This is a genomic window from Streptomyces laurentii (assembly GCF_040635425.1).
GTDB classification, from domain to species: domain Bacteria; phylum Actinomycetota; class Actinomycetes; order Streptomycetales; family Streptomycetaceae; genus Streptomyces; species Streptomyces laurentii.
Map to the genome: position 1 here is coordinate 22,555 of NZ_JBEYHT010000022.1, position 12,577 is coordinate 35,131.

Here is a 12,577-nt window from a genome sequence, read left to right on the forward strand (position 1 = left end):
CGGGAGTGCGGCGGGCGGGCCGGGAGGGACTTGCCCCAGACGGCCCGAGGGGGCGCACACCTTAGCCGACGGCCGTCCCGTTTCCCAGCAGGCCGTCGAGCGCCCGGCCGAAGACCACCCGTCCCACCGCGGCCAGTACGGGATCGAGCACGCCCGGTACGCCGCGCAGCCGCAACTCCTCCCGCCACACGACCCGGCTGCCCGGACCCGTACCGGTCACCTCGAAGACGGCCCGGCCGCGGACCACCCGGCCGTGTTTCTCCAGCCCGCACACGCCCGTCCGGCCCTCGGGGCCGGGTGGCTCGAACCGTACGATCTCCATAGGGTCGTCGAAACCGAACCGGCCCACCCGGGTCCGGGCCGTGAACCGGGTCCCGACCCGGTTCGGGCCTGGTGTGAGCACGGTCGTACGGGTGAAGGGGATCCGTTCGCCGTGCGCCGGCCAGTCGGTGAGGCGGCGCCACACCTCGGCGGGCGGCAGCGCCACGGTCCGCTCGACCCGGAAGCGGCTCATCCCGACGCCGGCCCGCTGCTCGCACCGGAACCGCCGCCCGGCGCCCCGCCCGGCGCGACGGCGTCCCCGGAGACCTGACCCGGGGCCGCCCCGGACCGGGTCCCGGACTCCGGCCCCGATCTCGTCCCCGATCCCGTCCCGGATTCCTGCCCGGAGACCGGTCCGCCGCCCGCCTCCTCGCCCGCGACGACCAGTCCCGGCAGGTGCTCGGCCATCTCGGCGCGTACCTCGTCCGACAGACCCCGGTCCGTCACCAGCACGTCCACCTCGTCGAGCCGCGCGAAGGAACTCAGGCCCAGCGTCCCCCACTTGGTGTGGTCCGCGACCACCACCACCCGCCGGGCCGAGCGCATCAGCCGCCGGTTGGTCTCGGCCTCCGCCAGGTTCGGCGTCGACAGGCCGGCCGCCACCGAGATGCCGTGCACCCCGAGGAACAGGGCGTCGAAGTGCAGCGAGCGGATCGCCTGATCGGCCACGGGGCCGACCAGCGCGTCCGACGGAGTCCGTACCCCGCCCGTGAGGACGACCGTCGCCGCACCGGGCCGCGACTCGCCTCCCGAACTGATGTTCCGGGACTCGTGGAAGACGTCCGCGACCCGCACCGAGTTCGTCACCACTGTCAGATCCGGTACGTCCAGCAGATGCCGGGCCAGCGCGTACGTGGTGGTGCCGCCCGACAGGGCGATCGCGGTACCCGGCCGCACCATCGCGGCGGCCACCCGCGCGATCTCCTCCTTGGCGTCCAGCTCCAGCGCCGACTTGGCCTCGAAGCCCGGCTCGTGGGTGCTCGCCTCCACCACCGGTACCGCCCCGCCGTGCACCTTCGCCACCATGCCCTGCCGGGCCAGGACGTCCAGGTCGCGGCGGACGGTCATGTCGGAGACGTTGAGGCGGCGGGTCAGCTCGTTGACCCGGACACCTCCGCGCCGGCGCACCTCGTCGAGAATCAGCGCGCGCCGCTGCTCCGCGAGCAGGTTCTGATGGTCACTCACCATCGGGGCCGGTCCTTTCCGGAAGCTGAACGTGGGGGAAGTGATGCGGGGACGGTTCGGAGGGGACGAAGAAGCGAACAGAGGGGCGAGGGGACGAAAATCCGGTCCCGCCGGTGAACGGGCGGGCATGGTGCGGGGTAGGAGAGGAGAAGGGCGGCGGATCCGGTGAGGACCGCGCTCCACGGCCCGTCCGTCCGCGATCCTGATACCCGCTGCCGTCGTCGCCGTCTTCCGTCCGTCCGGACCATCCTTCCGGGCCTTCCTGCCGTCCTCCCCGCATTCTCCCGGATTTCCGCGGCGCCCCCGCGCGGGGTCCCCGACCCGGACCCGGAGCGCGTCACTCCGAAAATCCGCACCCCGGGATCCCGCACCCCGGGATCCCGCACCCCGGGATCCCGCACCCCGGGATCCCGCACCGCGGACTCCGCACCCGAATCCGTGCCCCGGAATCCGCACCCCGGACTCCGGACATGGACCCCGTCCTCCCGATCCTCCCACCCAGGAAGCGAGTCCCCGCATTGTCTTCTGCCACACCCGACCCGAAGAGCGGGGGTGCGGCGCTCGAACTGCTCGTCCACGGCGTGGGCGGAACCACCGCGGCCGACATGCTGGACGACCCGCGCACCGTGCGGATCACCGGCGACAAGACCGCCGCCATGCACCGCCGCCGGGACGACGTCGACGCCGACGAACACCCCGAGCGCTACGCCGACGGGCCCGTCCCCGAGGCGTACTGCTGGTCCAACCTCACCTCCGGCAACGGCGCCCGCGCCCTGTGGCTGCTGCTCCTGCCGTTCATGGTGGCCAACCTCGCCCACTGGATGCGCCCGCCCAGCGAGGGCCGGCCAGGGCTCGTCCGCCTCTACGGGGTGCTCGTCCGGCTGGTCGCGCTCACCCTCACCGTGCTGCTGACCGCCGCCGTCTGCGAGGTCGCCCTCGACCTGACGGCCTGGCAGTGCGCGGGCTCCGGCGCCTGCGCCGCGCAGCGCTCCTGGCTCGGCTTCCTGTCCGCCGAGCGCGGCGGCTGGTGGTCGGCGCCCGGCCGCCGGCTCGCCCTCGCCGCCGTCGCGCCCGCCGCGCTCGTCGGGCTGCTCTGGTACCTGTCCAACCGCACCTGGAGCGCGTACGAGGCCCAGCGCCCGCCCGTCGGCTACGACTCCGACGCCCCGGCCGACCCCGCGACCCCCGCCGGAACCGCCCAGGCCGGAACCGTCCCGGCCACGCCCGCCGTCCCGCGGCCGGCCCTCGGCCGCCCCGGCTTCTGGTACGGGCGCCGGCTCGTCGCCCGGCTGCGCGCCGCGCACACCGCCGCCGGATTCCTCACCGTCGCCGCCGCGCTCGCCAGGGCCACGGCCCCCCAGGACCACCGGACCGCCCACGGCACCCTGCGCGAGATCCTCGGCTGGACTCTGCAGGGCGGGATCGCCGTCCTCGCCGTCGTCGTCCTGTGGGTGATCTGCCGCCGGGGCCGCAGCGAGCGCCGGCTCGACCTCACCCTCGAACGCGCCCTTGTCTCCTGGCTGCCCGGCGCCGCCCTGCTGCTGCTCGTGCTCACCGCCGTGCACGCCGCCTGGGCCCGCCCCGGCTGGCGCTCCTCCGGCACCCTCCCCGGCGACACCGTCTTCGGTCTCCTCACCCTCGCTCAGGGCGCGTTCGTCGCCGCCCTCGGCGTGGTCGCCCTGCTTCTGGCCCGCCCGCGCCGGGACCCGCGCACCGCGCTGCGCGGACTCGGCGGTCCCGCCGTCGCCATGCTGGCCTGTGCCCTCGGCGGCGTCATGACGGGCGGTGTCGCCCAGCGGATGGCCGACTGGCTCGACGGATCCGGTACCCCCGGCGCCGGCGACGGCCTGATCACCGGACCGCCCGTCCTGCTCAGCTGGCAGGCGTCCGTCATCCCCGTCCTGCTCCTGCTGTTGCTCGTGCCGACGGCGCTGCTCGTCGCCCGCACCCTGGTCACCGCCCGCCGGACCCGCTCCGTCGTCGAGGCCGACTACGGCACCGCCGACCGGGACCGGGACCGGCTGCGTACCGACCGGATCGCCGCGGTACGGGCCGGGGCCGGGCTCACCGACTCCGCGCCCGTCCTCGTCGGCGTCGTCGCCGGCGCCACCCTGCTCCTCGGCGCCGCGTCCGTCGCCGGGGCCTGGGCCAGCGGCAACGTCCCCGGGCGGGCCTTCGACGGCGCCCACCCCGCGATCACCTCGGCCGCCACCGCCGCCCAGGCGCTCGGCTCCTGGATGGTCGGCTTCGGCTTCCTGCTCTTCGTCACCTGGGGCCGCCGCGCCTACAAGGACCAGTCGGCCCGCCGCACCATCGGCATCCTGTGGGACGTCGGCACCTTCTGGCCGCGCGCCGCCCACCCCTTCGCCCCGCCCTGCTACGCCGAACGGGCCGTCCCCGACCTGACCTGGCGGATGAGCTCCTGGACCCGGCGCACCGGCGGCCGGCTCGTCATCTCCGGCCATTCCCAGGGCAGCGTCCTGGCCGCGGCGGCGGTCTGGCAACTGGCGCCCGCCACCCGCTCGCGGGTCGCCCTCCTCACGTACGGCTCCCCGCTCGAACGGCTCTACGGGCGCTGGTTCCCGGCCTACTTCGGTCCCGAGGCCCTGTCCGGCCTGCACCGCACCGTGCACTGCTGGAGCAACCTCTTCCGCGCCACCGACCCCATCGGCGGTCCGATGCGGGTCCCCGCCGAGGACGGCCGGCCGCCCGTCGACCGGCCCGCGCTGCTCGACCCCGTCGTCTACGGGCGCACCCGCGAACACCCGCTGCCCGAACCGATCCTGGGCCACTCCGACTACCAGGCCGACCCGGCCTTCGCCGCCGCGCGTGCCGCCCTGCTCGACCGGCTGCCGCCCGCGCTGCCCCGGCAGCGCGACAACGACGCGTCCCCTCAAGGGAGTTCGGGCAAGTCCTCCTGAAAGAGGAGGGTCAGGTCGTCCGTGCTCGGATCCGCGAGCGCGGCGACCCGGCCCGCGTGCCGCTCCACCATCGACTCGAACGTCTGGCGCGCCGTACGGCCGTTGCCGAAGGTGGGGCCCTTCGGCAGCTCGGCGAAGTACTTGACCAGCGCCTCGTTCGTGCCCGGCGCCAGCCGGTACTCGTGCTCCTCCGCCTGCTGCTCCACGATCCGCAGCAGCTCCTCCGGAAGGTAGTCCGAGAAGGTGATGGTCCGTGAGAAACGCGATGCCACGCCGGGGTTGACGGTCAGGAACCGCTCCATCTCCGCCGTGTACCCGGCCACGATCACCACGACCGCGTCCCGGTGGTCCTCCATCAGCTTCACCAGGGTGTCGATCGCCTCCCGGCCGAAGTCCCGTCCCGAGTCGTCCGGCGACAGCGCGTACGCCTCGTCCACGAACAGCACCCCGCCGCGCGCCCGGTCGAACGCCTCCTGGGTACGGATCGCGGTCGAGCCGATGTGCTCGCCGACCAGGTCGACCCGGGACACCTCCACCAGATGGCCGCGCTCCAGGACCCCGAGCGAGGCGAGCACCTCGCCGTAGAGCCGGGCCACCGTCGTCTTGCCCGTGCCGGGACTGCCGGTGAAGACGAGATGGCGGCGCGCGGAGACCGCCTTCAGGCCCGCCTCCTGGCGCCGCCGGCCCACCTCGATGATGTTGGTGAGCATCCGCACCTCGTGCTTGACGCTCTCCAGGCCCACCAGCGCGTCCAGTTCGGCGAGCACGTCCTGCGACGGACGGGCGGGCCCGGCGGACTCCTCTGCGGGCGCCGCCGCGGGCGTGCTGACCGGGGGGGCCGGTGCGGCCGGACGGGGGGAGGGGACGGTGCCGAGCAGGCCGCCGGTCCGGGTGGCCGTCAGGACGGTGCCCGGCTCGGCCGCCGCGGGCGTGCGCACCTGGCTCTCGTCGCTGGTGCAGTCCTCGGAGACCGGCCCCACCTCCGGGAACTCGTAACCGCCGCGCGCGCACCGCTCCGTACGGCACTTGCGCAGCGTCGTACGGCAGCCGTCCATGATGTGGAAGCCGTAGCCGCCGCTGCCCGTCACCCGGCAGCCGTGGAAGGTGCCCCGGCCCTCCGCCGACACGTAGAAGCCGGCCTCGGCGGGCGAGCTGACCGTGACCCGCTCGATCGTCGGGTCGGCGCCCTTGGTGACGATGACGCCGGTCTGCACCCCGTCGATGGTGCAGCCGCCCAGGCTGCCGCCGCTGCCGTGGTCCCGGAACCAGGCGCCGGTCGACGCCTCCCGGATCCGGCAGTCGTCGAGCTGTGCCGTCGCGCCGTCGCTCACCGACACGGCCGTGTTGCGCACCTGCGACAGATCGCTGTCGACGACGTCCGCGCGCGAGCCGCGGTCGAGGACGAACAGCGCGTCCGGTACGTCGTGCACCCGGCAGGAGTCGAGGACGACGGTCGCGCCGTCGCTCACCCAGACCGCCGGGTAGTCGCCCGTGCTGTCGTGGATCTCGCACTGGTTGGCGTCCACCCGGGTCCCCGGGTCCCACACGGACAGACCGTTGCGGCCGAACCGCCGCACCGTCGAGCGGGTGAGCGTGAGCACCGAACGGGAGCGCAGGTCCACGGCGTTCTCGGGGATGTCGTGGATGTCGCAGTCGGAGAGGGTGAGCACCGCGTCCGTGTCGAGGGTGATGCCGTCGGCGGAGGTGCGGTGCACGCTGGAGTCGGTGAGGTGCGCGCTGGCCCGGGACGCGATCTGGAGCCCGGCGCCCTTGATCTCGTACACCTCGCAGCCGATGCCCTCCAGGCCGCTGCCCTCGCCGGTGACGGTGATCCCGGAGCCGGACGCGTGGTGCACCCGGCAGCGCTCCAGGCGGGGATGGCCGCCGCCGCGCACCGAGACCCCGGACTGCCCGGCCCGGACCACCTCGCACTCCTCGAACACCCCGCCCGCGCCGTCGAGTACGGCGAGGCCGACGCCGGCCGGATTGTCGACCGTGCAGCGGCGGACCGTCGGCCGGGCCGCGCCCCGCACCTCCACACCGGCCGCCGACCGGGTGGAGATCCGCAGATCGAGCAGTTCGGGGGTGCCGTCCTCGATGAGCAGCGCCGGGGCCGCCGCGTCCTGCCCCTCGATGTGCAGGTCCTGCACGGTGGCCGAGGCCCGTACGGTCAGTGGCACCCCGTCGGCCGGCGCGATCCGCACCGAACCCGTCGAGCCGTCGCCGCCGCGCAGCACGATGGCCCGCTGGACGACGATGTTCTCCCGGTACGTGCCGGGGGACATCGTGAGGACGTCGCCGTCGCCCGCGGCCTCCAGGGCGGCGGCGAGGGTGGAGTACTCGCCCGTGCGGCGCCGCCACCGCGACGTACCGGTGTGCGTCACCTGGACCGTGCCCTGTGCCATGGGTGTGCCTTGCCCCCACCTCGTGCGTCGTCGCTGGACCGGACCGTGGAACCCGTGTCCGCGCGGGTGCGTCCCGCATCCGAGAGCTCGGATCCGGGACCGGGGACGAGGGAGGCATGATCCGGGAAGCCGGAACCGGTGACCCGGTTCCGACGACCCACCGTAGCGCGCGTGGCGCCGCGGGGTTGACCGGTCGGCCCCCTGTCCCACCAAGGAGTCAGCTGCCGGTGCCCGTCCGGCCCCAGTCCGGACCGGCCTGGGCCCAGGCGTGGTCGAGGCGCGCGTACCGCCGTCGCGTCAGGCGGTGGAGGGTCAGCCGGCGGGCCGCCTCCACCAGGAACGCGGCGAACACCGACACCGTGAAGCCGGTGATCACCGCGTGCGCCCGGGCGGCCGAATCGGTCATCGGGGGCGTCACGACCCGGCCCGACCGGTCGGTCCACAACGGGAAGGTGACGCCGGGGCGGGCCTGCTGACGGCCGGTGGTCAGAGTGCCGGCACGCGGGGTGCCGTCGGGCGCCGTCCAGACGGCCACCACGGAGGGTCTCAGCCGCCGTCCCTCGGCCGGATCCGCCGCCGACCGCTCGGTCTTCCGGTCGGCGGCCTGGTCCGCGGCCTTGTCGGTGGCCGGGGTCTCGGCCGGGGCGCCGGCTCCGTCCGCGGTCCGGTCGTCGGTCGGGCCGTCGGTTCGGCCCTCGGTCCGCTCGTCGGCCCGGTCGGCGGTCCGCAGCACCCGGGCGACGGTCGGGAAGCGCTCCCGTGCCTGGGCCCGAGCCTCACGCCGGAGCGAGGCGTCGGCGGACGCCCCCGCCGCCCAGCCGGCCAGAGGTACGGCCAGGAACAGCAGAACGGCGGCCGTCAGCGCCACCCATGCCTCGATCAGGTCCGTGGTCCTGCGCAGGGGATTGTGCCGCCAGCGCCAGAGCCCGGTGGCAGCGCGCACGCTCCGTACCCCCTCGTCTCGTCGACGGCCCATCGGCGGTTCACGGTCTTCCAACGAGTGTGACCCGGCGGTGGGTTCCGCGCTCGCCGGAGACGTTCTCGTGAGGGGGCGTGGCGGGGGCGTGGTGGGGGCGGATGGGGTCAGTCGAGGATCTCGACCGGGTCGCCGACCCGGATGATCCCCCGGTGCTCGGGCACCAGGTTCTGCCCGAAGATCAGCCGGCTGCCGTCCTTGCGGTGCCGGGCCAGGGTGCGCAGCGGCTCCTTGCCGCGTTCGCCGGTGCTCTGGTCGGTGGTGGTCACGACACAGCGGCCGGAGGATTTGGCCACCCGGAAGACGACGTCGCCGATGGCGAGGCGCCGCCAGCCGTCCTCGGCCCAGGGCGTGGTGCCGTCGACGACGACGTTCGGCCGGAAGCGGTTCATCGGCAGCGGGCCCTCGTCGGCGTGATCGCCTTGGGCGATCAGGGAGTTGAGGGCGTCGAGGGACGCGGTGGTGGTGGCGAGCAGCGGATAGCCGTCGGCGAGGCTGACCGTCTCGCCCGGCAGCGCGTACTCCGGGTCGATGGGGCGGCGGCGGGCCGGGTCGTCCAGATGGACCAGGCGCACAGCGCTGTCCAGGTAGGCGCTGAACCAGGCGTCGGCCTCGGAGATCGCGGGGACCATACGGACCACGGTGCCGAAGATCTCCATGGGGAGGGTGCCGTCGCCCTCCCCGTCCGCTCCGGCGGGGGCCGGGGCCTCCACTGTCAGCGGCTCGCGCCCGGGCGCGGACAGGGTGACCCCGCCGTCCGGGCGCGGCGCCGCCGATGCCAGCGCCAGCCGTGCGTGCCGGCGCTGGGTCACGACCTTGCCCGCGTCGTCCACGAGAGCCCAGCGGCGGTCACCGGCCAGTCCCCACGGCTGGACCTCCGCCTCGGCGGGGGCGAACCCGCGCAGTGCCTTGACCGGGTGGACATGGACGGAGCGCAACACAGGAATCGGCATGTCCGCATCCTGCCAGCCGCCCCGCCGGGCGGTGAAGCTCGGCTTCTCGCCTCGCCCCCGGCGGTCGGTGCCTCCGGCCGTCAGTACTCCCGGCGGTCAGTACCCTCGCCCGTCGTACCCCCGGTTGTCGTATCCGCGGCCGTCGTATCCCTGGCCGTCGTATCCGCGGCCCTGGTGGGGCTGCTGGTACGGGTCCTCGTACGGCGCGGGCGCGGGGGCCGGGGCCGGACGGGGTGCCGCGGGGCGCATCGCCTCGTATCCGCCCGCCATCGGACGCGGCGGCTGCGGCGCCTGCGGGGCCGGGTAGCCGCGCGGCACGGCGGGCTGCTGCGGGATGTACGGGGTCGGCGTGTTCGGCAGCGGCACGGGCGACATCTGCGCGGCCGGCGTCAGATGCGCCGCGGGCGACATCGGCGCCGCCGACGGGAGCTGCGGAAGCTGGGGGCGCTGCGGCTGCGCGGCGGGGTGCGGATAGCCGTAGCCGCCACCGGTGTTGCCGCCGTACGGAGGCGCCGGCGCGGGCGCCGGGTGGGGCGCCGGCTGCGGGGAGGGCGCGGCCGGGAGCGCGGGCAGCGCCGAGGGGAGCGCGGGCGGGTAGCTGCTGCTTCCTGGGAAGCCGCTGCCCGTGTCGTAGGGGGAGTTCACCCGGATCGGGGCGATCTGGGGCGTGCCCCGCTCTGCGACGAGGGAGTCGTAGATCGGGGTCTCGGTGAACGACGGCGCGGTGTGGTAACCGCCTCCGTAGGCGGAGCGCGGGGAGGTCATGGCCATAAGTTAAGCCCACGATGTGCCGATTGGGGAGCCCGGCCCATGGGCTTGTTCGCCGGTTTGGCCACGACCGCCACCCGGCAATGTGAGCGAATCCGGCAAAACAGGTCGCGGTCCAGGTCACTGATCTTGGAAAAGCCGAGTTCGGAAGGGGTTACCCGCCGGTCGCGGAACCTCCCGGAAGACCCCTTCCTGCCCCGTATAAAAGAATCTTGACGCGGTGTCGCACATGACGGAGGGAAGATGTTCGTGCTCGGAGAGTGAAGAGCGTGGAAATTCTCCGTCGGTTCCGGCCGGATGGAGAAACATGAAGTCGCCTTAATTGGCCCCGTGTTCGTTTCGGCGCCGGATTTTCTTGGTTTCGCGACGGGTCACCGGTCCGGCGCCGCCTCGGGGCGGGCGTACGTCCGGCCCTTCCACGCCGCGCCCTGTCCCCGGTAGTGCCGGACGGCCGAATCCACCGTCATCAGCAGGTAGAGCAGGGCGGTGTAGGGCAGCAGCGGCGCGAGCCAGGGCGGCTGCCGGTAGTAGCGCAGCATCGGCAGGTATGTGCCGGTCATCACCGCCCAGGCGGCCCCGCCCGCCCACGCCGCCGGCCCGTCGCCGGTGAGCAGCCCGGCCGCCAGGGTCACGGGCGGCGCCAGATAGACGAGCGCGAGGCCCGCGACCGTCCCCAGGAGCGCCGGCGGGTTGTGCCGCAGCTGGGCGTACGCGCTGCGCGCCACCATCCGCCACAGATCGGCCAGGTCCGGATACGGCCGGATACTGTCCACCCGGTCCGCGAGCCCCAGCCACACGCGACCGCCGGCCCGCCGGACGGCCTTGGCCAGGGACACGTCGTCGATCACGGCCTGCCGGATCACCTCCGGTACCCCCGCGCGCTCGGCGGTGTCCGCGCGCAGCAGCACACAGCCGCCCGCGGCGGCCGTCGCCAGCGGCCGGCGGCGGTTGATCCACCGGAACGGATAGAGCTGGCAGAAGAAATAGACGAACGCCGGCACGATCAGCCGCTCCCAGCCGCTCGCCACCCGCAGCCGGGCCATCTGTGACACCAGGTCGAGCCGGTGGCCGGTCGCGGCCGCCACGAGCAGGCGCAGGCTGTCCGGCTCGTGGGCGATGTCCGCGTCCGTCAGGAGCAGGAACTCCGGCTCACGCGCGCGTGCCAGCGCGATCCCGTGCCGCAGCGCCCACAGCTTGCCCGTCCAGCCCGGTTCCGGCTCACCCGGCCGGACCACCGCCAGCGGCAGCCCCGTCCGGCCGCGCGCCAGTTCCTCGGCCAGCCGCCCGGTGCCGTCGGTGCTCCCGTCGTCCACCAGGATCACCTCCGCGGGCCCCGGATAGTCCTGCGCCAGCAGCGACGGCAGGCTCAGCGGCAGTACCTCCGCCTCGTCCCGCGCCGGGACCACCACCACGACCCGCGGCCACGGGTCGCCGGGGGACTCGGCGGGAGTTTCGGGCGCCTGGGAGGGGGCCGGGAGGCGCTGGTCCGTACGCCAGAAGAAACCCTGGCCCAGGAGCAGCCACACCCAGGTGGCGAGGGAACCGGTCGCGATCCACGAAAGCGGGCTCATTCGCCGCAGTCTGCCCCAGATCGACGGGTGAAGAAGGGGGGTCGGCTAGGGTGACAGGGTGAAGATCGCACTGATGGACTCCGGAATCGGCCTGCTCCCGGCTGCGGCGGCGGTCCGTCGCCTGAGGCCCGACGCGGACCTCGTGATCTCTTCCGACCCCGACGGCATGCCCTGGGGCCCGCGCACTCCCGAGGACCTCACCGAGCGCGCGCTCGCCGTCGCCCGGGCCGCCGCCGCACACGCCCCCGACGCCCTGATCGTCGGCTGCAACACGGCCACCGTCCACGCCCTGCCGGCCCTCCGCGCCGCTCTGGAGCCGGGCATTCCGGTGATCGGCACCGTGCCCGCCGTCAAGCCCGCGGCCGTCGGCGGCGGCAAGGTCGCCATCTGGGCCACCCCCGCCACCACCGGCAGCGCCTACCAGCGCGGACTGATCCGCGACTTCGCCGGCGCCGCCGAGGTCACCGAGGTGCCGTGCCCCGGTCTCGCCGACGCCGTCGAGCACGGCGACGAGGACGCCGTCCGCGCGGCCGTCGCCGCCGCGGCCGCCCTCACGCCCCCCGACGTCCGCGCCGTCGTCCTCGGCTGCACCCACTACGAACTGGTCGCCGAACCCATCCGGGCGGCCCTCCGCCGAACCGGCCGCCCGCCCGTCGTGCTGCGCGGCTCCGCCGGCGCCGTCGCCGCCCAGGCGCTGCGCCGGATCGGGGCCCAGGCCACCCCCGAGGCCGCGCCCACGGGCACGCTGACCGTGCTGCTCAGCGGCCGGACCGGCGAGCTGACGCGTGCCGCGCTCGGTTACGCCGAGGGCCGCGGCCTCGCGGCCGGGGCGCCGCTCGCACACGGAGTGTGACCGTACGCGTGCGCTGAGGAGCCGTATCGCGGGAACGTGCGTAGGCTGGCGATATGAGGCAGCACGCGCCGCGCCCCGGCCCCGAGGGTCCCGCGCCGCCGGTCTGGACCGGTCGCGCGACCAACCGGATGCAGTGGCTGCCCGCCGTCGGCGGAGCGGCCTGCCTGGCCCTCGGCATCCGACTGGCCGTCGTCTCCTCCTGGGCCTCCGGCATCGCGCCGCTCCTCATGGCCGTCATCGGCTGTGTCGCCGTCGGGCTCCTGGTGCTCTTCGGCACCCTCGCCTTCGTCCAGGTCGCCGTCCGGGTCGACGACCACGCCATGGAGGTCCGCTGCGGCCACATCGGCGTCCCGCGCCGCCGCATCCCCCTCTCCCACGTCGTCGGCGCCGAGTTCGATCCCGCCGTGACCCCGCGTCAGTGGGGCGGCTGGGGCTACCGCTGGCGCCCCGAGAAGGGCACGGCCGTCATCGTCCGCCGCGGCGAGGGCCTGGTGCTGCGGCTCGGCGACGGCCGAATCTTCACCGTCACCGTCGACGACGCCGAATCCGGCGTCCACGCCATCCGCGGCCTTCTGCGGCGCGCCGCGCCGCCCGCCCCGACGGGCCCGGCGAGCGTCTGAACCC

The 12,577-nt window shown here is 74.7% G+C and carries 9 protein-coding genes and 1 pseudogene; 3 read left to right on the top strand and 7 right to left on the bottom strand.

From position 1 onward, the window contains the following. Positions 1–61: 61 nt before the first annotated feature. Together ABZ693_RS16310 and ABZ693_RS16315 are read right to left on the bottom strand one after the other, a co-directional pair. Positions 62–514, bottom strand: a complete 453-nt coding sequence (locus tag ABZ693_RS16310; RefSeq protein ID WP_359877029.1) for an SRPBCC family protein — start codon at positions 512–514, stop codon at positions 62–64. A gap of 170 nt (positions 515–684) precedes the next feature. Beyond that, a pseudogene (locus ABZ693_RS16315) lies at positions 685–1,506 on the bottom strand (DeoR/GlpR family DNA-binding transcription regulator); the annotation flags it as partial. Positions 1,507–1,976: 470 nt separating this feature from the next. Here ABZ693_RS16315 and ABZ693_RS16320 point away from each other — a divergent pair. Next, positions 1,977–4,427: a hypothetical protein gene (locus ABZ693_RS16320; RefSeq protein WP_435842437.1), complete on the top strand. Its 2,451-nt coding sequence runs from the start codon at positions 1,977–1,979 to the stop codon at positions 4,425–4,427. Here the strand turns inward: ABZ693_RS16320 and ABZ693_RS16325 are convergent. The 5 genes from ABZ693_RS16325 to ABZ693_RS16345 all read right to left on the bottom strand — a co-directional run bounded on the left by ABZ693_RS16325 (position 4,400) and on the right by ABZ693_RS16345 (position 11,100). Then, positions 4,400–6,832 carry a right-handed parallel beta-helix repeat-containing protein gene (locus ABZ693_RS16325; protein ID WP_359877034.1) on the bottom strand — a complete coding sequence of 811 codons (2,433 nt, stop codon included), beginning with the start codon at positions 6,830–6,832 and terminating at the stop codon, positions 4,400–4,402. The two genes, ABZ693_RS16320 and ABZ693_RS16325, sit on opposite strands and share 28 nt — an antisense overlap. 217 nt (positions 6,833–7,049) lie before the next feature. Then, the gene (locus ABZ693_RS16330) at positions 7,050–7,775 is read right to left on the bottom strand and encodes an Rv1733c family protein (protein WP_359877037.1); all 726 of its coding nucleotides are present in this window, start codon (positions 7,773–7,775) and stop codon (positions 7,050–7,052) included. Between the two features lie 140 nt (positions 7,776–7,915). Beyond that, positions 7,916–8,761: an MOSC domain-containing protein gene (locus ABZ693_RS16335; protein ID WP_359877039.1), complete on the bottom strand. Its 846-nt coding sequence runs from the start codon at positions 8,759–8,761 to the stop codon at positions 7,916–7,918. Positions 8,762–8,857: 96 nt separating this feature from the next. Continuing rightward, a complete protein-coding gene (locus tag ABZ693_RS16340) occupies positions 8,858–9,526 on the bottom strand; it encodes a DUF6643 family protein (protein WP_359877042.1) in 669 nt (222 codons plus the stop codon). A 374-nt stretch (positions 9,527–9,900) separates the two neighbouring features. Beyond that, positions 9,901–11,100 carry a glycosyltransferase gene (locus tag ABZ693_RS16345; RefSeq protein WP_359877045.1) on the bottom strand — a complete coding sequence of 400 codons (1,200 nt, stop codon included), beginning with the start codon at positions 11,098–11,100 and terminating at the stop codon, positions 9,901–9,903. A gap of 58 nt (positions 11,101–11,158) precedes the next feature. Here ABZ693_RS16345 and ABZ693_RS16350 point away from each other — a divergent pair, with 58 nt between their 5' ends. Together ABZ693_RS16350 and ABZ693_RS16355 are read left to right on the top strand one after the other, a co-directional pair. Further along, positions 11,159–11,953, top strand: coding sequence for a glutamate racemase (locus tag ABZ693_RS16350; protein WP_359877048.1), 795 nt, complete (start codon positions 11,159–11,161; stop codon positions 11,951–11,953). 53 nt (positions 11,954–12,006) lie between these two features. After that, positions 12,007–12,573: a hypothetical protein gene (locus tag ABZ693_RS16355; RefSeq protein WP_359877051.1), complete on the top strand. Its 567-nt coding sequence runs from the start codon at positions 12,007–12,009 to the stop codon at positions 12,571–12,573. Positions 12,574–12,577 lie beyond the last annotated feature (4 nt).